The organism is Pseudoalteromonas sp. JB197 (assembly GCF_002332205.1).
Lineage (GTDB): Bacteria > Pseudomonadota > Gammaproteobacteria > Enterobacterales > Alteromonadaceae > Pseudoalteromonas > Pseudoalteromonas nigrifaciens.
On sequence record NZ_NRGZ01000001.1, the window covers coordinates 1,875,269 to 1,894,419 of the forward strand.

The following is a 19,151-nucleotide window of genomic DNA, read 5'->3' on the forward strand; positions in this document are numbered from 1 at the left end:
TTTAGCTATTTTAACGATTATTCAGCTTTGTCATCAAGGTTTGTTCCATCTTTTTTAGCTTCATCAGTTGGTTTTTGATCTTCATCAACTAATTTTTCTGCTGAAACATCTTCTTTAACTGGCTTTTTTTCATGGCGGTCATGCGCATCGCGTGGTTCACGAACTTCTTGGCGCGCCATTAAATCATCAATTTGCTTAGCATCAATCGTTTCGTACTTCATCAGCGCATCTTTCATTGCGTGTAGAATATCGATATTTTCTTTTAATATCGCTTCTGCTCGCTGATAGTTACGATCTGATAATAAGCGTACTTCGCTATCGATAATTTTAGCTGTTTCGTCCGATATACTCATAGAGCGGCCACCGCCCATGTACATATCGTTTTGATCTTCTGCGTAAAGTAGTGGTCCAAGTTTTTCACTTAAACCCCAGTGCGTTACCATTTTACGGGCAATATCACTCGCACGTTCAATATCGTTACTAGCACCCGTGGTTACTTTATCTGCACCATAAATAAGTGCTTCTGCGATACGTCCGCCATACAGGCTTGAGATCATCGACTCTAGCAATTCTTTCGAATGGCTTACACGGTCTTGTTCAGGCAAGTACATAGTTACACCTAGCGCACGGCCACGTGGAATTATAGATACTTTATAAACAGGATCATGCTCTGGCACCATACGACCAACAATAGCATGGCCAGCTTCGTGGTACGCTGTCATGGCTTTTTCTTGCTCGCTCATCACCATGGTCTTGCGCTCAGCGCCCATCATGATTTTATCTTTAGCAGCGTCAAACTCAGCCATACTAACAACACGTTTATTACCGCGTGCCGCATAGAGTGCAGCTTCGTTTACTAGGTTTGCTAAATCAGCACCTGAAAAACCCGGTGTACCACGTGCAATTACAGCCGCTTCAACGTTGTCGCCTAATGGCACTTTACGCATATGTACTTTAAGTATTTGCTCACGACCACGAATATCAGGTAAGCCAACTTCAACTTGGCGGTCAAAACGACCCGGACGAAGTAAGGCTGGATCTAATACGTCTGGGCGGTTAGTTGCAGCAATAACGATAATACCTTCGTTACCACCAAAACCATCCATTTCTACTAGCATTTGGTTTAGCGTTTGCTCACGTTCGTCGTTACCGCCGCCCATACCAGCACCACGTTTACGACCTACAGCATCTATTTCATCAATAAAGATAATACAGGGTGATGCTTTTTTAGCTTGCTCGAACATATCTCGTACGCGAGATGCGCCCACACCAACAAACATTTCAACAAAGTCCGAACCAGAAATAGTAAAGAACGGCACTTTTGCTTCACCAGCAACGGCTTTAGCAAGTAACGTTTTACCTGTACCAGGAGGACCAACCATCAACACGCCTTTAGGAATGCTGCCACCTAATTTTTGGAATTTTGATGGGTCGCGTAAAAAATCTACCAATTCTGATACATCTTCTTTTGCTTCATCACAGCCAGCAACATCGGCGAAAGTGGTTTTAATTTGATCTTCGCTCATTAAGCGCGCTTTGCTCTTACCAAACGACATTGCGCCTTTACCGCCACCGCCTTGCATTTGACGCATGAAAAATATCCACACACCAATAAGCAGTATCATTGGGAACCAAGAAATAAATATACTTGCTAAAAATGACTGCTCTTCAGGTTTAACCCCTTTCACATTGACGTTACTTTTTAACAAATCATTTAAAATGTCTTTGTCGTAAATAGGCATAATCGTTTGAAAACGTTCGCCACTGGTTTTAGTACCTGTAATTGTGCCACTGGTACTTTCAATTGCCACTTCTTGTATAGAGCCACTGCGGGCATCTTTAACAAATTGACTATAACTTGTTTGACGATCTACTTGATCGCCGCCATTAAAGCTCTGAAATACTGACATCAGCACAACTGCAATAACCAGCCAGAGTATTAGATTTTTTGCCATATCGCTCAAGGGGTTAACCTCTTGTATCCAATTAATTTAAATTCAACTAAACGCCCAACAACTGTACTACAGTTTATATCCAGTCGCTACTATATATACTTCCCGTGAACGGGCGCGCGAGGCATCTGGTTTACGTATCTTCACTGTTTTAAAACTATTACGTACATCTTGCAAGAACTGATCAAAGCCTTCACCTTGGAATACTTTAACAATAAATGCACCATTTTTCTTTAATACTTGATTACACATATCCAGTGCAAGCTCGACCAAATACATGCTACCAGCTTGATCAACTGAATTGTTACCACTCATATTTGGTGCCATGTCAGAGAGTACCACATCAACATTTTTGCCATCAATACGTTTTAACAATGCACTTAACACTGCTTCTTCACGAAAGTCGCCTTGTAAAAAGTCAACACCCGCTAATGAATCCATAGGGAGGATATCGCACGCTATAACTTGTCCTTTATCTCCTACTTTTTCTGCCAAGTATTGTGACCAACTACCCGGTGCAGCCCCTAAATCAACAACAGTCATTGCTGGGCGGAGTAACTTGTCTCTACTTTGGACCTCATCTAATTTAAAAACAGCTCGAGAACGCCAACCTTTTTTTTGCGCCTCTTGAACATATTTATCATCAAAATGTTCTTTCAGCCATCGCTGTGAACTGGCTGACTGTTTTTTATTTGTCATAAATTAACACGCAACTAATTAGTAATATTCTTTAGATGGCGGTAGAATACCCTTAATTCAAGCCATATTCAGCAAAATTTGTATAAACATGACATTATCAAACAAACAAAAGCAGTTTTTAAAAGGTCAGGCACATAGCCTCAAGCCTGTAGTTTTACTAGGTTCTAACGGTTTAACCGAAGGCGTAGTAGTAGAAATTCAAAGCGCATTAGAAATTCACGAATTAATTAAAGTGAAGGTTCCAACTGATGATCGCGAAACTAAAGCGCTCATTTTTGAAGCAATTGTGCGTGAAACTGGTGCAACTAAATTACAATCAATTGGTCACACTATTGTGCTTTACCGCCAAAGTGAAGAGAAAAAAATTAAATTACCGCGTGGCTAAACACTACTTGTAGGATTTACCCGGTAATATAAAAAAACCAGCACCCGCTGGTTTTTTATTATCTGTCACTTTTAAATTAATGATTAAAATCCATAGTGAGTTCACTGACCCTATATTGTGGTGCATCTTTTGGGGCTTTATCGCGTATTTTATCTAGTATGTAATAGCGCGAAAACTCATCTTCAGACATAGCACTCACCGTACCTTTTGAAAGCAGTGCCGTAAGTTCAGGCGTGGTATTACTGTGTCCTACAACAATTACAACACCCTGTAATTTTAGTAGTTTACTTTCAAGTGAAGCTAAATCAGCTGCATCATACATTTTTACTGTAGTGCTTAAGTAAGTAGCCATTGGCGCTGCTGTTTGTAATGTACGCTTATAATTGCTGCTAAATAGCTGCACGTTTTTATGTTGTTTTATTAACTGTACCAAATACTGTGCACGTTGTGCGCCAAGCACTGTAAGCGACGGGTTTTTACCGGCTTGTTTTTCACTGTGGCGAAATAAATAAATCTTATCTGGGGCGGCAAATACAAATTGGCTATTAAACACCATAACCAGTAGCGCCAAGATTAAAAGCCTTTTATCTTTAATCATGATTTTTAGCCTCGCTTATATTTAAGCACTCTATTTATAAACTCTGTTGTAAGTTCATTTATCACCCCAGTTTCGGCATTTATTATTAAGCTAAAACCCACATTTAAATGAGGAAAAACCACTAAATCGGTGCGATAGCCTTGTACCCAACCACTATGGTAATAAAGGGTTTCATCATCGTAGTTATATACTCGCCAACCTAGCCCATAAAAAGCCTCACTAAGATGACCTTTCCATACTCGTCGGTATTGCTCTTTTTTGGTATGCGTATAGGGACGTGTTTGTACCGCTAATGCATCGAGCGATAATACATTTGGGTACTGACCTAATTGCGCCTTTAGCCATATTGCCATATCGGCGGCACTGGCATTTATGCCTGCAGCGGGGGCTACTTTATAATAATTTTTTTTCAGCTTAGCGCTATACCAACGTTTTTTCCCTCTTACATGTGGAAATGCGTAGTTTTTATCTTGCACCATAGCGTCGTAGCCTAAACTAGTGTCATGCATTTTTAAGGGCGTAAAAATAGCGTCATTTAGCCACTGAGAGTAACTTTTATGAGTACTCCTTAAAATTACATCGTCAATTAAACTAAACATCACATTTTGATAGCCATAACACTGCCCAGGATCGCATATGGGCGCTACCGTAAGTAGCTTTTCAACAATATCTGGATAACTCATTCGTGATTCAATTAGGTTATCGTAGGCGTTGGGAACTAGGCCACTAGAGTGACTTAAAATATGATAAACCTTTAAATTATCTTTGTAGTCGGTGTTAGCAAATTCAGGAATATAGTCGCTAATAGGTTGGTATAAATCTATTTCCCCTTCACTTGCAAGCTTAGCAGCTAACGATCCTGCAAAGGTTTTAGACACTGATGCTAATCTAAAACGTGTATGTTGATTAACCCTTTGAGAGCTACCCACTTTGGTAAAGCCCATGGTATGAATATAATCACTCGACTGCATATTAACAATCGATAAAGCCGCGCCAGGTATACCTTTTCGTTTAAGCTTTTTTTCTGCGTAACGCCCATATTTTTTTACAAATGCAGGCCAATCTGGATCTACATTTGCAGCAACCTCTGAGTGGGTTATTAAAATACAAAAGGCGAGCAGGTAATAAATCGAGTAATTAAGGTACTTCATCGGTGGCTGTTTTTTCTTTTTTAATTGCTTCTATGCATATAATATCATGAACTTTTGTCAAGACTAACGTACAATATGTTGATTATTGGCCTTTTACTGAGTGTGAAGTATTTATGCGTTTTTTAGTTGTACCACTTTTTATATTATTTTCATCGGGTTGCGCTATAACCACAACAACAAATCAGCCTGCTGAGCCATTGGCAATGCCCTTAAAGCCAATGTTAAAAAGTCAGACATACCAACTGGAGTATGAGGCACAACACACCTCGCCTAAAGTAAAGTCAGTGCAATTACCAGCTCATAAAGTAATGAAAAACCAAACGGTTAAAATTGTTACCGACAGAGTAAGTGTAACCGACACTTTACTGGCGCAAATAAGCCAAGCGCTCAATGACAAACAACTAAAAGTAACTACTAAAAACGATAGTGATTACACACTTGCTATTCATCAAGTTGATCTGTCGTTTACCGATGATAGTAAATACACGTTAAATCAGCCCAAACAACCTTATGCTCTATACTCTAAAGTTGCACAGCAATTTCCAACCCAGCAGTGTGCAACTATTTTAGCGCAAGTTAGCATGCGCTTAACGCATAAAGCCTCTGGTGATGTTGTTTGGTTTGCAAAATCATCTTTAGATAGCACTAGCTTTCATCGTGAATCACTGATTTATAGCTTTACCGAAGAGCAAAAAATCACTAATGAACTTGAAGTAGTCGCCTTTGTCCACCAGCAAAATACCGAACAAGCACGTTTAGCACGTGCCGAGGCAAATACAAAGGTAACTATTCCTAAATATAATACAATGAGCAAGCTTAGCACACTGACTAAAGTGCAAGGCCCGTGTACTCGCACAGAAATAAGTGCTTTAGCACCAATGATGCAGTTTTATTTAAGCAGTATATTAATCGACAAAATTAAAGTGATATAAGCGTAAGTTAAACACTACATTTTTTTACAGGTTTAAAGGAACGTTTAACAATATACTACGCTTTATAACCATTACTTATTTAGGTTCCAAGGATGAAGCACTCAATACTTAGCTATTTTTTATGTTACACCTGCTTATTATTTGCCTGTGTATTTAGTGCCCATAGTACTGCCAGTAACCGCTATTATGCTGATAACACCTTAGAGCCTATTCAAGGCTTTGCATGGGACTGGAGCGCCGGTACTGGTTATTATATTGAAGACTCTTACCTTATCGGCATGGACTCCTATGACGATGGTATTGAATTAGATCTCAGCCTTGCGGTTTCTTTTGATAACTTTTATCTCGATTATGACCATAACCAACTCAGCGGCGGCCTTGTTATAGGCTACAGTCTAATTAACAAATATAATTGGGAGCTCGATATAATCGGTGCTAACGCCCAAGCTGGGTTTGGTCAAAAAGGCTTGGGGTTTTATAACAATGGTGTGGTTGAGGAATTACGCGGCATTAAAAAGCGTAAGTATGACTTTAATACAGGCCTTAGATTTACCCACAGATTTGATGGCTCACAGGTTTCTATTGAATTTTTGCATGATATTTCAAACGCCCACAATGGCTGGGTATTTAATTCTTTTTTTAGCAAAATACAACCTTGGCGTAACTGGGAGTTTCGCTCAGGCATAGGCTTTAGTGCCTACTCTGCTGACTTTACTAACTATTATTTTGGTATTGAGCAAAGTGAAGTTACCTTGCTGCGTCCTGCCTATAAAACCAATGCCAGCAGCAGCATTATGCTTGAGTTTCATGCTGAGTACCCGCTTAACCAAGACTGGGTGTTTTTAGCCGGCTGGTTAACGACTTTATTTTCTAAAGAAATTGACGACAGCCCTATTATTTCTCAAGGGTACCAACACAAAGCCAAGCTAGGCGTGCGTTATGTATTTTAGACGCTGGTGTTATTTACTATTAGCTTACCCTGGCAGTTTACTCGCCGAGGTGCCCCAAGAGGTAACCGCACTTAGTGCAATACCTAATACCTGCGTGGCACTACGTGAAGGCCGCCACTGTTATACTGAAGTGGTTTTATCATGGCAGCAGCCCACAATAGGTAACTACTGCTTACGAGACGCTACCTCAAAATATATTATGCAATGTTGGCTTAAGCAGCAACACGGCGTTTTTAATTATGCATTTGACTCTGAGCAGAGCTTATCATTTGAATTATTTGATAGTAATACTGCAAAAGTCATAGCCACCACTGAAGTAAAGTTACAGTGGGTTTATCAAAACAGGCAGAAAAAACGCCGTTGGCGATTGTTTTAATAAGGAAGTCTTATGGATAATTACGGTACTATTTTACTCGTTGAAGATGATATTTCTTTGGCACAATGGGTGGCTGAATATTTAACAGAACAAGGCTATTGTGTACATGTTTGTCATCGCGGTGATGAAGTTGTTGGCCAAGTTAAAACCTTGAAACCGCAGTTAATACTACTTGATATTATGCTTCCTGGGTTAGACGGCATAAGCGTTTGTCGCGAGCTACGTAGCTTTTATCAAGCTCCTATTATTATGCTAACAGCTCGTGATGACGAAATGGATGAAGTGATTGGCTTAGAGGTAGGTGCCAGTGACTACATAATGAAACCGGTACGCCCTCGTGCATTACTAGCAAGAATAAAGTCAGCCCTTAGGCTCACCACCCAAAGCAGCCAATCTCATAAACAGCATAGTATTATTAATGTAGGGGCTTTGAGCATTAATAGTGAGTCGCGAAGCGTTAAACTTAACGATATCGATATAAATATATCTAGCGCTGAGTATTTATTGCTGCATTACTTAGCCAGTAACGCAGGGCAAGTTGTATCACGCGATGCGGTGTTTAAAGCAACCAAAGGACGCGAGTACGACGGCCTTGATAGAAGTGTTGATGTGCTTATTTCTGCGCTACGTAAAAAGTTTAATGACGATCCGCAAAACCCTGAAAAAATTAAAACAATTTGGGGACGAGGTTATTTACTCGTTGCCACTGCTTGGTAGCTACAAATGAAAAAGTTTTATATTGCACTGCTTAGCAGCGCACTGCTTTCGATTATTGTTTTAGGCTGGCTTATTGACGCTTTTAGTCAAAATACACACGCCCCTTTAGACGAATTTAGCATGCAAAGTAAAATGATTGCAGGGTTTAGCAAGCAGCTTACTACTCTCCCCCCTGCACAGCGCAGTAATTATGTTACAAAGTTAGCCAACGACTTTAGCCTGCCGCTTACCTATAAGCTAAACGACACTTTAGCGCTTAGCTCAGCCTTACTTATGCAAATGCAAACCCATGGTGGGTTAATTTTAGAGGGCGAACAGGGTTTTCATATGCTTTATAGCAACCAAGCATTAAGCCCTTATCATTTATCTATGCGCCTCGATAACTCATTTGAAGCAGAGCAACGCGACGATATTATTCTAACCTTATTATTTTACGCTGGGCTGTGTGTATTTATGGGCTTTATTATTTATCCCTTAGCCAAACGCTTGAGCGTGTTAAATGAAGCAGCTAAAAAATTTGCATCGGGTGATGTTAAAACTCGTATCAAAGTCTCTCATTTCACGTATATAAAAGATGTAGAGCTCACCTTTAACCGTATGGCGAGTCAAATAGAAAAGCTGGTTGCTGAAAATAAGCTAATGGCTTCGAGTTTATCCCATGACATTCGCACCCCCATAGCTTGCCTGCGATTTGGTTTAGATGCTGCAATAGATAGCAATGACATGCCAAAAGTGAAGCAATATTTAACCCGCATGGAAAATGACTTAGACCATATGGAGTCTATGCTAAAAAGCTACCTAGCCTTTGCCACGCTAGAACAAAATGCCAACCGCTTAACCTACTCTGCAACCCATATGCGCAGCTACTTTGAAGATATTTTAGCGCAGCTATCGCCTAAATTAGACTCCCACAAACTCAGTGTGCAACTTAATAGTAGTAACGATGTTATTTATGCCGACTTACATTGGCTTGCCAGAGCCGTTACTAATTTAATTAATAATGCCTGCGACTTTGCCCTGCAACATATTTATGTAAGTGCCACTGTCAATGAGCAACATATTATTATTACCGTAGAGGACGATGGCCCAGGCATAGCAGCTGAAAACTTTAGCAAAGTATTTAGCCCTTTTTTTCGCGAAAACAATCACCGCAATCGAGCTGATAAAAGTTATGGCCTCGGATTAGCAATTGTTGAAAAAGTAGCTGACTGGCATCACGGCCGTGTTTATGCAGGCAAAAGTAAGCAGTTAGGTGGAGCTTGTTTTACCCTGAAAATAGCTCAACAACACCCTAGTGTAAAGTAAAGGCTACACACTGTAAATTAACAATTATTAAACAATATCAAGCTGTTAATTTTTAGTTTTAAGTTACTAAACTAAAATCTATGTTCATAACACAGAGTTTAATAAAGTAATTGTGCTAGATCAGCAAATTAGCACTTTTTATTTTTTTACATTTCCAGTAGATTGTCTGCGCCGTCACAAAATAGAGAAGTACAATAATATGAGTGCAGTAAGAGGCGAGTTTAGCTCTCGCTTTGGTTTTATAATGGCCGCCGCAGGATCTGCTGTAGGTTTAGGTAACATTTGGGGTTTCCCTACACAAACCGCAAGTAATGGTGGTGCCGCATTTTTAATTGCGTATTTAGTACTGGCATTCTTTTTGGCTTATCCTGCTTTAATGGCGGAGCTAATGATTGGTCGTCATGGCCAAGCAAATGCGGTTTCTTCACTTAGAAAAATATCTAATAAACCTTGGCAAAAACATTTTTCTTTTGCGGTTGGTTTTGGCGGTATTTTATGTGCTGGCTTTATTTTAAGCTTTTATGCCATTGTTGCTGGTTGGATGCTAAGTGCAACAGCAGAACCTATTACAACGTTAGTGGGCGCAAACTCTGCATCTGCTTGGCTAGGTGAACAGTCACTTAGCAGAAACATCATTTTCACTATGATCTTTATTGTACTAACCGTTGCTATTATTAGTCGTGGCGTTGAAAACGGAATCGAAAAATGGTCAAAACGTTTAATGCCTGCTTTGCTCAGCATTTTATTTGCGTTAATTATTTATGTAATGACCCAAGATGGCGCTATTGAAGGCTTAAAGGCGTATTTAGTACCTGATTTCTCATCTATTTTTGATGCTAACTTGTTAGTTAGTGCACTAGGGCAAGCATTCTTTTCATTATCACTAGGTACCAGTGTGATGATTATTTATGGCTCGTATATTAGTAAAAAAGAGAACTTAGTTTCGTTAGGTGCTTATGTCACGCTTATTGATGTATTTATTGCTTTTGTCGCAGGGTTATTAATCATTCCTGCTATGTATGTAGCACAAGCACAAGGGATTGAGATTTTCTCACCGACTACCGGAAAGCTCCTCTCTGAAGACACATTAGTATTTCAAGTATTACCTGCACTTTTTGATGGTATGGGTGGTATGGGGTTATTTGTTGGCTTTGCGTTTTTTGCGCTAATGAGCATTGCAGCACTCACCTCCTCTATTTCAATGCTCGAAGCGCCGGTATCTTATACGGTAGAACGCTTTGCAATGTCTCGCTTACAGGCCACTTGGGTAATTGGTGCATTAATCACTCTAGTGAGCATCACGATAGTGTGTAACTTAGAGTTACTGTTTGGCTTAGTGATCACCTTAACCACTAAAGTGGCACAGCCATTATTAGGTCTTATGTGTTGTATATACGTAGGCTGGATTTGGTCAAGAGGCTCATTACTAAAGGCCATTCAAGAAGGTAACCCTGAAGTACACAATACCTTATTTTGGAAAGTATGGCCTTGGTACACTAAGTTTGTATGCCCACTGGCGATAGGCCTGGTATTTTTACATTCATTATTAAGCTAAAGTTAGTTTCTGCTCTTAACAACAAAAAAGCCCACATTGTGGGCTTTTTTAATCAAGGTACTAGTTGTAAAACCATATCTTGATGAGCAATGCCATCTTCTAAATATTCAGCATTAATACTTTCAAATCCGAATGAGCGATAAAACTCCAGTAAGTACGTTTGTGCACCAATATAAATATCACGTTCTGGCCATTGGCTTTTACAGCAATTAATGGCCTCTGTAACCAATTGCTGAGCCAATCCTCTGCCTCGCTCCTCTTTAGTGACTAACACGCGACCGATCGCACTGTATTTTGCGTTTTTTTCGTAGCATCGAGCATAAGCTTGTAGCGTATTATTTTTCACAGTGTAAATATGCAAGGTACTTGGTGCTATATCATTATCGTCAAGCTCTGGATAAGGGCACATTTGCTCAACTACAAATACCTCTACGCGCCCACGCATTATGGAGAATAAGGTTTGCGTATTGAGCGCAGTAAAAGTTTCACATTTAAACGCCATTGTAACTCCTGTCGTTGGCTCTAATAGACATAAAAGCCTATACGTTATTAGGGCTAGGCATAATAGCAGTAATGCAGCTAGGGGCTTAATTAACCGCTATGCTATATAATAAAATGGCTTAAAACAAAAACCCAGCATAAGCTGGGTTTGTTTTAAGTAATTATCTACCTTAGGTAAATAGTCGCTCTAACTGATCGCATAATTGCGAGAGATTTACATGGTCGTGCTCTATGGTTAAATCTACATAACCATCGCCTTTAAATGCTCTATCTAACTCAATTAACACATGGGTTTTATGTGCTTCTGGAATGAATGATAATTCAATTTCTTTCACTCCAAATAAACTGCGGCTGTTAGGCTTGTATTCTAGCTCTTGATAACAACCAGACACTGATTGAAACGTTGATGCGCGCAAATGGCCTTTTTCAACATCAGCTTTAGTTAGGCTAAAGCCTAGCTTTTCCATGGCCTGCATACACGTTTTAACAGCTTCATTGGGGTACACATGTAAATGGTCTTTATCACTTGGATCAAGCGCTAAATCAATGTCCAGCCCAGTTTCAAGCCAAACATAAGATTGGTTATACCCTGCATTAATTTCAGTAATAGGTGTTTCTGAATGCAACCGTGCTTGAAAAGGAATCGTTTTAACTTCCCCTGGCTCTACCGTGCCTATATCTGTAATGCGCCACTGCTCTATAACGTGGTTGGTAAAATAGTCACCATCTTCATTTGATGCTTTAACTCGCGTCATTAATAGTAAATCTAACCCTGCAATTTCTTGGCTTACATCACCAGCTGTAATAACGATTTGCGCATTAAATAATTGCCCAGGCTGAAGGTGCTCTGTTTCTAAAATAGTGTCTACTTTGGCGGCACCAATACCAACCGATGCTAAAATCTTTTTAAACATATTTTTCTCCTTAAGCTGAGCGGCTCTATAATGTGCTCTAACTTAAACTTCGTCGTTAGCGCATCTTAACCACATTTAAATGCTCTTGTCAGTGAAAAACTACTATTTACATGCTGTTTACGATTAAATAAGTGTTAAATGTCCATTTTTCATACGCAACAGAGCAAGTATTTGATTAAACGGCGCTTAAGCCTAATCTTTTATGAAGGACTTATTGTATGAATAAAATGGTGAGTATTTGTATATTTATTTTCAATGGTATTGATTTTTCGTTACACTAAACCTCCCAATGAAGTGATATTTATAATTATGGAACTAATTTACTTTGCCGCCGCGTTTGTGTTTGGCTTTGCTGTTTATCAGCTAAAGCTCCCTCCTCTTATCGGTTTTTTACTTGCGGGATTCGCGCTTAATTTAGCGGGCTATAAAAGCACCGAATTACTCAACACCATTGCTACCTTAGGCGTTACGCTTTTATTATTTAGTATTGGTTTAAAGCTAAAAGTAAATAGTTTAATGAAACCACAAGTGTGGGCTTCTGCTACTTTACATATTATTTTGAGTAGTGCGTTATTTAGTGGCTTTATGCTATTACTTAGCCTATTTGCACTGCCATTATTTGTTGATTTGAGCTGGCAAAGCGCTTTATTAGTTGGCTTTGCATTGAGTTTTTCTAGTACCGTTTTTGCTGTTAAAGTGTTAGAAGAACGCGGTGAAATGGGCAGCTTACACGGAAAAGTAGCCATTGGTATTTTAGTTATGCAAGATATTTTTGCCGTGGTATTTTTAGCTATTAGCACAGGTAAAATCCCTAATATTTGGGCTTTGGTACTTATTATTTCACTGCCGCTAGTACGCCCAGTTATGGGGTGGATACTAAACCGCTCTAAACACGGCGAACTCCTGCCATTATTTGGGTTTTTCTTTGCACTTGTGGCTGGTTATCATGCATTTGAGCTAGTTGGTTTAAAAGGTGATTTAGGGGCATTAATAATAGGTATGATGATTGCGCTCATAAAAAGGCCAGTGAACTTTCTAAGTCATTACTTAATTTAAAAGATATTTTATTGGTTGGCTTTTTCTTAACAATAGGTTTAAACGCAGAGCTTACCACCAGCTCATTACTTGCCGCATTATTATTGGTGTTAGTATTACCAATAAAAACGTTTTTATATTATGTGCTAACAAACATGTTTAACTTACGTGCTCGCACCTCATTGCTAACCACTTTTAGTTTAGCTAATTATAGCGAGTTTGGTTTAATAGTTTGCGCTGTAGCCGCCTCTACAGGCATGATCACCTCTGAGTGGTTAGCCGTTATTGCAATTGCCGTATCAATTACTTTTATTATTGCATCCCCTTTAAATAAGCGTTCTAACGAAATTTACGCAAAAATAGAGCCTTGGCTACTAAAGTTTGAAAGTAAAACTCGTTTATCCGAAGAACTGCCTGTTAACCTTAACGACACTAAAATTGTTATATTTGGCATGGGCAGAATTGGCACAGGTGCTTATGAAACAATAAATGCTACGCACCCACAGCTAGTTGCAGGTATAGACATAAAGCCTGAAGTAGTTGATAAGCACATAAAACGCGGAAGAAATGTATTAGGGCCTGTTGACCTTTCAGGATTAAAATTTGTTCTAACTAAGGACGATTTAATCGTGGCGCGAGGTTTGTAACCTAGTGGGCTAAGTAAAAGCCGAGCAACAAAGAGTTAATCGTCCCTAGGACGAACCTTCAGGCAGCGCGTGTTTGGTATTTATGCTGCGTTATCGCCTATTTATGGGGAATAACCACACTACATAGGCTCTGCCTTGCCTAAATACCAAACACACTGCTGCAAATTTAACCTCGAAAGATAAACAGGCCCTAATAGCAGATGCAACCGACCCTGACTTTTGGCAGCGCGTAAATCACTCTCGTGTTGAAATGGTCATGCTAACAATGCCACAGCATATGCAAAATATTTTTGCGTTAGAGCAATTAAAAGCATCGGGTTATAAAGGGCAAGTTACCGCTATTGCTAACTACCCTGATCAGCAAAAAGAGTTAGAAGAAATGGGTGTAAATTCTACCTATAACTTTTACTTAGAAGCCGGTAGTGGTTTTGCTGAGCACGTTAAACAAAAATTATTTTCGTAAAGCAGCACTAATTTGAATTTACATTCTTTTACAAGCTAATTATCTAACATAGAAAAAAGCAGGTAAACTAAAGACTATTGGTAAATATTAGCGCAAGCACCTGCCCCTAATTAGACTCCAGCTAACGAAGGGCTTGCTAATAAAATATATTAATCCAGAGGGCCTGCTCCCTCGTTAAATAGGCTGTTACTTGCCCGTCACAGCCTATTTTATCTCTTTAATATACCTTACACTTAGCTATGTTTTATAAAACCTTTAAAGCCAATGGATCCTACACAGCTAAAAATTGCCGTTAATACTATTATGCCCTTTGGAAAGTACGCAGGCCGCCCTTTACTGCTTTTACCCGAGCCCTATTTAGTATGGTTTAAACAACAAGGGTTTCCCGACTCAAAGCTAGGCAGCCAACTCGCCATGATGTATGAGATAAAGCTCAATGGGCTAGAGCAAATGTTAATGCCATTACTAGAAAAGAAAAATAATTAAATTAAGAACTTTTTTATAAAGGGGCTGTCTATTACTTTGCTACTTGTTGATTTTGATTAAAACCCAAAAAAGCGCCCTTGTTAACAAGGGCGCTTTTTTATTGAGTGTTTTTTATCTGCGTACTTTTTATTTATGTATTAAAAACGGCTATTTATTAATCGGTAAGCTGACAATAAATTTAGCCCCACCCAAGCTTGAATCTTCAATTGTGCACTGACCTTGATGCCAAGAAATTATTTTACTCACAATGGCTAATCCTAAGCCAAACCCACCGGTTTTTTTATCTCTACTTTTATCCAATCGAGTAAATGGCTTAAATACGTTTTCACGCTCAACTTCAGCAATACCATTGCCATCATCTTCAACAATAAAAACTATATTATTAGCTTGCGCTAATAAGGTTATTTGCACACTTTTATTGGCATGCTTTAAAGCATTACCTACCAAGTTTTGCATTATTCTCGCCATAAAATGACTGTCGCAGCGGTAATTCAGTTCACTGGGCAATGTAGTGCTTAACTTTATTCGCGTATCAAAACTGAGTTTTTCAACCACCGTTTTAACCACTGCCACTAAATTACAATTGATTAGCTGTAAACTCGGTTGCTGTGAATCTAAACGTGCATACTCAAGCATTTCAGAAACCAGTGCTTCAAGTTCATTTATATCGACTTGCATATTAGCTAAATATTTTTCGGCTTTATCATCAAGCATTCGGTCTTGAAGCATTGCAATGGCAAATTTTAACCGTGCCAGTGGCGTTCTAAATTCATGCGACACCGATGAAGTAAGCTCTTGCTGCGCGGTTAATAAAAATTCAATTCGCTGCTGCATTACTTGCAAGGTGCCCGTTATGGGTAAAAAAAATGATTTAGAGCTATCGGTTAATTGAAAATCCTGTGAGCCACCTACGGCCTCGCATGCATTACGCAGCTTAGCAAAGTCTCGCCACAGTAAAAAACTCCATAAACCAACAGGAATGCCTACTATTAATAACAGCAATAAGTAGGGTAAAACAGAGCCAACGGGCTTAGCTGCCCCCCCTATAGGGCCAACCTGTAATAGTTGTGTGGTGTTAAGTTGAACATACCAAACTATGCGCTGTTGTTTGTCATATAAATAAAGGTAGTGGTTTTTAGATAGCTGAGCTTGTTGCTCGGCGGGTAATATTAAATCGCGCTGAGTAATCACTTGGCTAGAAAAATGGTTTTTTAGCTTTGTAAGCCCATTAGGGGTTTGCGATAATAGCCACAAAGACTGGCCAAACTCATCGTCGAGTAACACCTGCTGCTGCGACTCTTCATATGGCCAAAGTTGTTCAATTACCCCGCTGACAATAAATAACGAGACAATAATATACACATACAGGCTTATAAACAGTTTGCCCATTAATGCAGCTTAACACTAAGCATTAATTACATATCCCACGCGTCAGAAACAAATAAATAGCCTTGTCCCCAAACAGTTTTAATCCGATAAGGTTTGTCGCTGTTATCGCCCAGTTTTTTGCGAATTCTTGAAACGCGTACATCTACGGTGCGATCTAGGCCATCGTATTGTCGCCCTATCATATGTTGGTGCACATGTTCGCGGCTCAATACTTCTCCAGCATTTGATGCTAGTAGCCAAAGTAATTCAAATTCATGTGAGGTTAGGACTATTTCTGTGCCCGACAATTTAACAATACGGCTGGTTTTATCAATAGATAAATCGCCAAATTGCAGCTCTTCGGTGGCTTTTAAATTAGGTTGCCCACGGCGTAATAATGCGCTAATTCTTGCTAATAATACACGTGGCTCAGCCGGTTTAATAACATAGTCATCAGCGCCAAGCTCTAGCCCTATTACTTGATCAAAGTCTTCACCTTTGGCCGTTAACATTAAAATAGGAGTGGTGTATTTATCACGTACTTGTCTGCAAACACTAAAGCCATCTTTACCTGGCAGCATTACATCTAAAATGATCAGATCGACGGGGTTACTTTCAAGGTAAGCAAATACTTCATCACCACGATCTAGTACGTCAACTTCTAAGCCATTATGTTCGAGGTAATCTTTGGTTAATTGCTGTAAACCAAGATCATCTTCAACAAGTAATATTTTTGGCATTTACTACTCCTAAATTAAAAAAAGCTCCACGGTGAACGCAGCCGATACTGTTTTTTAGTATGGGCACTTTGTACTTCAACGAGTACGCTCGCAAGTGAGTCACCAGTGTGAGGATTGATCAGGGAGTATATGGTCTCCACCTGAACACGCGCTTTATAGCTAAACTGACCAGAACCTTGCTGTTGCCAGCATCGTATTTGCGTATTTTGTTGATACAAACACACATCTTTAACCACTGCCTGCTGCCATTTAAATTGCAAATTGAGATCGCAAAAATCATGCTGTTCAGAGACAACACAAACTTTAGGAGATACATCAAGAGTTGTTTGCGCCACGCTAACGCCACTAAGTAGTGAAGAAATAAACACAAAAAAGATTAAATACTTCATATTAAAAAGTATGTTCAAATCCTATAAAGGCAGTCGTTGAATAATGACGTTCAAACAGCGGGCTACTATCCATAGCCGAATAGTCATAATATGCTAAATGAAAACGAAGAGCGTTGGCCTTGCTAAGGGGCCAGCGGGCATCGATTTTAGCATAAGGTTGCCAACTACTACCAACTACTATTTTACCTAACAGTGTTTCATCGCTGTTTAAACCGTAATAATAGTCGTTTAATTGCGCAGACTTATAATTAACTCCCACAGTGGGCTTTAATTGTAAATTACCTACTTGCCCATGGTACTGCCATTGGATTGCAGCTCGCCAACCATTATAAGCAGAGTTTACATCGTGCAATGCTTGCACGGATAACATCTGCTGCTCAGCTACAAAGGAGTAACTTATACCTGCATCTAAAACGAGCTTACGCTTACTAATATTATTAATATTTATTTGCTGAGGCGAGGTATTTGTTTCTAACTGGGTAAATTGATTATTTGAACTAGCACTTTTTAGCGCGAATATATTTTGCGGGTGCCAATCAATAAAAAAACGCGACTCTGGGTTTAATTCTGTTACTAGGCTTAAGCTATGCTGTTGCGTTTGTTTAAACGAGTAGCCAACTCGGCCATTATCAAAAAACCACTGTTGGCCATAAAAGGCTATTTGAGGAATGATCACCAACGGAATATTATCTGCACCATATAATGGATTAGTTATTACTCCCGCCCCTATACTCATACTTAAATGCAGTTGCTCTGTAGATATATGTGCATCTACAGGCTCGTCACTTTGCGCTAATACCTGAGCATTAAACGAAAGAGAGATTAATAATATTATTATAAAATAAAACCGCATTGTGTTCATCGTACATATATAAAAAGGCCATTTATCCATAGTAGCAAGGTCATTGAGAACAAGCTCTAGGCAGTTACAATCATTAACAACTTTTATACAATTATGATTACTTTGCGGCTTATATACTTAGCCTAACAGCTCTATTGATAGGCAATAGAGGAGCGGTAGATTAAAGGCTTACGCTATCTGGGCTTTTATACTAAGAGCAATCTTAGTAAGTGTATTGCATTAAATTATTTTTTCACCCATATTTTGCGCTATATTCCACAAGGCACTTATAGCCGGGTCGTTTAATTCCTTATGTAATACTGCCAAGCCAATATCAATACCTTTAGGTGCATGTGTATTTGTTTGTAAAACGTGTACTTTGTCTTGTAGTGGACTGTTATCTAAAACTATTTTAGGGATCATTGCTATACCAAAACCAAGGCTCACCATAGATACCATCGCTTCGTGCCCCGCTACTTGTGCATAAATTTTTCCCTGAATATTATTTTTTCGCCACCACTGCTCCAAGCGTTGCCTAGCAAACCCTTGCTCTGGCACAATAAACTCAAGCTCTGACCAATCTATACTAGGTGTATTACTAGCAAGTTTTTGCGTAATTGAGCACGCAATTTTAGGCGCAATAAATACCAGCGGTGAATAGCCAATATCAACAAAGGCAATTTGTGCAGGTAACTTATTTGGCTTAGCAGCAATAGCCATAGATTCGTGGCCATCTAAAACACGGTTTATTGCCAGCGCAGGATCGCCGGTATTTAGGGTAATTTCTATATGCTGATGTTGAGCGCGTAACTGCTCTAAAATATGATGTAAAAAACTGTACGACGCGGTTACTGAACAATAAATACTCACGTTGCCATAAATATACTGCTGTGGCTCTTTTAGGTTCGCTTTAAAGCGCTGCCAATTAGCCAATGTGGATGTGGCGTAGTCAATAAATGCCAGCCCTTCGCGGGTTAGTTTTACACTGCGGTTATCACGTAAAAATAGCATTACCCCCACTTCGCTTTCAAGCTGCTTAATATTACGGCTCAATGTCGGCGCACTAATATGACAAAGTTCACTGGCACGCGAAAAGTGCAATGTTTTTGCCAACGCTAAAAAGTAATTTAAATGCTTGTGATCCATA

At 39.4% G+C, this 19,151-nt stretch carries 19 protein-coding genes and 2 pseudogenes; 10 read left to right on the top strand and 11 right to left on the bottom strand.

Annotation, left to right across the window (positions count from 1 at the left end; all coding sequences use genetic code 11):
• Positions 1-17 precede the first annotated feature (17 nt).
• Positions 18-1,955 (bottom strand): ATP-dependent zinc metalloprotease FtsH, encoded by a 1,938-nt coding sequence (gene ftsH / locus CIK86_RS08855; protein WP_086993610.1) that lies wholly within the window; start codon positions 1,953-1,955, stop codon positions 18-20.
• Between the two features lie 66 nt (positions 1,956-2,021).
• Positions 2,022-2,651 (bottom strand): 23S rRNA (uridine(2552)-2'-O)-methyltransferase RlmE, encoded by a 630-nt coding sequence (rlmE, locus tag CIK86_RS08860; protein WP_011327562.1) that lies wholly within the window; start codon positions 2,649-2,651, stop codon positions 2,022-2,024.
• An 88-nt stretch (positions 2,652-2,739) separates the two neighbouring features.
• Here rlmE and yhbY point away from each other — a divergent pair, with 88 nt between their 5' ends.
• Positions 2,740-3,036 carry a ribosome assembly RNA-binding protein YhbY gene (gene yhbY / locus CIK86_RS08865; protein ID WP_011327561.1) on the top strand — a complete coding sequence of 99 codons (297 nt, stop codon included), beginning with the start codon at positions 2,740-2,742 and terminating at the stop codon, positions 3,034-3,036.
• A 76-nt stretch (positions 3,037-3,112) separates the two neighbouring features.
• Here the strand turns inward: yhbY and CIK86_RS08870 are convergent, their stop codons facing one another.
• Positions 3,113-3,634, bottom strand: a complete 522-nt coding sequence (locus CIK86_RS08870) for a histidine phosphatase family protein (protein WP_011327559.1) — start codon at positions 3,632-3,634, stop codon at positions 3,113-3,115.
• 5 nt (positions 3,635-3,639) lie between these two features.
• Positions 3,640-4,785 carry a serine hydrolase domain-containing protein gene (locus CIK86_RS08875; protein ID WP_011327558.1) on the bottom strand — a complete coding sequence of 382 codons (1,146 nt, stop codon included), beginning with the start codon at positions 4,783-4,785 and terminating at the stop codon, positions 3,640-3,642.
• 113 nt (positions 4,786-4,898) lie between these two features.
• Between CIK86_RS08875 and CIK86_RS08880 the strand changes: the two genes are divergently transcribed.
• From CIK86_RS08880 to CIK86_RS08905, 6 genes are all read left to right on the top strand, one after another.
• Positions 4,899-5,717: a hypothetical protein gene (locus CIK86_RS08880; protein WP_011327557.1), complete on the top strand. Its 819-nt coding sequence runs from the start codon at positions 4,899-4,901 to the stop codon at positions 5,715-5,717.
• A 92-nt stretch (positions 5,718-5,809) separates the two neighbouring features.
• A complete protein-coding gene (locus tag CIK86_RS08885) occupies positions 5,810-6,667 on the top strand; it encodes a MipA/OmpV family protein (RefSeq protein WP_086993499.1) in 858 nt (285 codons plus the stop codon).
• A complete protein-coding gene (locus CIK86_RS08890) occupies positions 6,657-7,043 on the top strand; it encodes a DUF3019 domain-containing protein (RefSeq protein ID WP_041454364.1) in 387 nt (128 codons plus the stop codon). Before CIK86_RS08885 ends, CIK86_RS08890 begins: the two co-directional genes overlap by 11 nt.
• Positions 7,044-7,055: 12 nt before the next feature.
• Positions 7,056-7,760, top strand: a complete 705-nt coding sequence (locus CIK86_RS08895) for a response regulator transcription factor (RefSeq protein WP_011327554.1) — start codon at positions 7,056-7,058, stop codon at positions 7,758-7,760.
• 6 nt (positions 7,761-7,766) lie between these two features.
• Complete coding sequence (locus tag CIK86_RS08900; protein ID WP_086993501.1) at positions 7,767-9,065, top strand: ATP-binding protein; 1,299 nt, start codon at positions 7,767-7,769, stop codon at positions 9,063-9,065.
• Between the two features lie 199 nt (positions 9,066-9,264).
• Positions 9,265-10,620, top strand: coding sequence for a sodium-dependent transporter (locus CIK86_RS08905; RefSeq protein WP_086993503.1), 1,356 nt, complete (start codon positions 9,265-9,267; stop codon positions 10,618-10,620).
• 52 nt (positions 10,621-10,672) lie between these two features.
• On the opposite strand, the gene CIK86_RS08910 is transcribed toward CIK86_RS08905, so the two are convergent.
• Both CIK86_RS08910 and CIK86_RS08915 read right to left on the bottom strand, forming a co-directional pair.
• Positions 10,673-11,122: a GNAT family N-acetyltransferase gene (locus CIK86_RS08910; protein WP_086993505.1), complete on the bottom strand. Its 450-nt coding sequence runs from the start codon at positions 11,120-11,122 to the stop codon at positions 10,673-10,675.
• A 169-nt stretch (positions 11,123-11,291) separates the two neighbouring features.
• A complete protein-coding gene (locus CIK86_RS08915) occupies positions 11,292-12,035 on the bottom strand; it encodes a sporulation protein (protein WP_011327550.1) in 744 nt (247 codons plus the stop codon).
• A gap of 309 nt (positions 12,036-12,344) precedes the next feature.
• On the opposite strand from CIK86_RS08915, the pseudogene CIK86_RS08920 reads away from it, so the two are divergent.
• From CIK86_RS08920 to CIK86_RS08930, 3 genes and pseudogenes are all read left to right on the top strand, one after another.
• A pseudogene (locus CIK86_RS08920) lies at positions 12,345-13,645 on the top strand (cation:proton antiporter); the annotation flags it as partial.
• Positions 13,646-13,889: 244 nt separating this feature from the next.
• Positions 13,890-14,180 (top strand): annotated as a pseudogene (locus tag CIK86_RS08925) (NAD-binding protein); the annotation flags it as partial.
• A 264-nt stretch (positions 14,181-14,444) separates the two neighbouring features.
• Positions 14,445-14,666 (top strand): DUF3820 family protein, encoded by a 222-nt coding sequence (locus CIK86_RS08930; protein ID WP_086993510.1) that lies wholly within the window; start codon positions 14,445-14,447, stop codon positions 14,664-14,666.
• A gap of 147 nt (positions 14,667-14,813) precedes the next feature.
• Here CIK86_RS08930 and CIK86_RS08935 read toward each other — a convergent pair whose 3' ends face one another.
• The 5 genes from CIK86_RS08935 to ilvY form a co-directional block, all read right to left on the bottom strand.
• Positions 14,814-16,055 carry an ATP-binding protein gene (locus CIK86_RS08935; RefSeq protein WP_086993513.1) on the bottom strand — a complete coding sequence of 414 codons (1,242 nt, stop codon included), beginning with the start codon at positions 16,053-16,055 and terminating at the stop codon, positions 14,814-14,816.
• Positions 16,056-16,081: 26 nt separating this feature from the next.
• On the bottom strand, positions 16,082-16,774 hold the full coding sequence (locus CIK86_RS08940; protein WP_086993515.1) for a response regulator: 693 nt from the start codon (positions 16,772-16,774) through the stop codon (positions 16,082-16,084).
• Positions 16,775-16,788: 14 nt separating this feature from the next.
• Positions 16,789-17,163, bottom strand: a complete 375-nt coding sequence (locus tag CIK86_RS08945) for a DUF3019 domain-containing protein (protein ID WP_176359654.1) — start codon at positions 17,161-17,163, stop codon at positions 16,789-16,791.
• A gap of 1 nt (position 17,164) precedes the next feature.
• Positions 17,165-18,016, bottom strand: a complete 852-nt coding sequence (locus tag CIK86_RS08950; protein ID WP_086993616.1) for a MipA/OmpV family protein — start codon at positions 18,014-18,016, stop codon at positions 17,165-17,167.
• A gap of 228 nt (positions 18,017-18,244) precedes the next feature.
• On the bottom strand, positions 18,245-19,150 hold the full coding sequence (ilvY, locus tag CIK86_RS08955; protein WP_011327543.1) for an HTH-type transcriptional activator IlvY: 906 nt from the start codon (positions 19,148-19,150) through the stop codon (positions 18,245-18,247).
• Position 19,151: the final 1 nt, after the last annotated feature.

Excerpts from the sequence above, each read along its gene's own strand:
- ftsH (WP_086993610.1), bottom strand. The coding sequence starts at position 1,955 with ATGGCAAAAAATCTAATACTCTGGCTGGTTATTGCAGTTGTGCTGATG.
- rlmE (WP_011327562.1), bottom strand. The coding sequence starts at position 2,651 with ATGACAAATAAAAAACAGTCAGCCAGTTCACAGCGATGGCTGAAAGAA.
- yhbY (WP_011327561.1), top strand. The coding sequence starts at position 2,740 with ATGACATTATCAAACAAACAAAAGCAGTTTTTAAAAGGTCAGGCACAT.
- CIK86_RS08870 (WP_011327559.1), bottom strand. The coding sequence starts at position 3,634 with ATGATTAAAGATAAAAGGCTTTTAATCTTGGCGCTACTGGTTATGGTG.
- CIK86_RS08875 (WP_011327558.1), bottom strand. The coding sequence starts at position 4,785 with ATGAAGTACCTTAATTACTCGATTTATTACCTGCTCGCCTTTTGTATT.
- CIK86_RS08880 (WP_011327557.1), top strand. The coding sequence starts at position 4,899 with ATGCGTTTTTTAGTTGTACCACTTTTTATATTATTTTCATCGGGTTGC.
- CIK86_RS08885 (WP_086993499.1), top strand. The coding sequence starts at position 5,810 with ATGAAGCACTCAATACTTAGCTATTTTTTATGTTACACCTGCTTATTA.
- CIK86_RS08890 (WP_041454364.1), top strand. The coding sequence starts at position 6,657 with ATGTATTTTAGACGCTGGTGTTATTTACTATTAGCTTACCCTGGCAGT.
- CIK86_RS08895 (WP_011327554.1), top strand. The coding sequence starts at position 7,056 with ATGGATAATTACGGTACTATTTTACTCGTTGAAGATGATATTTCTTTG.
- CIK86_RS08900 (WP_086993501.1), top strand. The coding sequence starts at position 7,767 with ATGAAAAAGTTTTATATTGCACTGCTTAGCAGCGCACTGCTTTCGATT.
- CIK86_RS08905 (WP_086993503.1), top strand. The coding sequence starts at position 9,265 with ATGAGTGCAGTAAGAGGCGAGTTTAGCTCTCGCTTTGGTTTTATAATG.
- CIK86_RS08910 (WP_086993505.1), bottom strand. The coding sequence starts at position 11,122 with ATGGCGTTTAAATGTGAAACTTTTACTGCGCTCAATACGCAAACCTTA.
- CIK86_RS08915 (WP_011327550.1), bottom strand. The coding sequence starts at position 12,035 with ATGTTTAAAAAGATTTTAGCATCGGTTGGTATTGGTGCCGCCAAAGTA.
- CIK86_RS08930 (WP_086993510.1), top strand. The coding sequence starts at position 14,445 with ATGGATCCTACACAGCTAAAAATTGCCGTTAATACTATTATGCCCTTT.
- CIK86_RS08935 (WP_086993513.1), bottom strand. The coding sequence starts at position 16,055 with ATGGGCAAACTGTTTATAAGCCTGTATGTGTATATTATTGTCTCGTTA.
- CIK86_RS08940 (WP_086993515.1), bottom strand. The coding sequence starts at position 16,774 with ATGCCAAAAATATTACTTGTTGAAGATGATCTTGGTTTACAGCAATTA.
- CIK86_RS08945 (WP_176359654.1), bottom strand. The coding sequence starts at position 17,163 with ATGAAGTATTTAATCTTTTTTGTGTTTATTTCTTCACTACTTAGTGGC.
- CIK86_RS08950 (WP_086993616.1), bottom strand. The coding sequence starts at position 18,016 with ATGCGGTTTTATTTTATAATAATATTATTAATCTCTCTTTCGTTTAAT.
- ilvY (WP_011327543.1), bottom strand. The coding sequence starts at position 19,150 with ATGGATCACAAGCATTTAAATTACTTTTTAGCGTTGGCAAAAACATTG.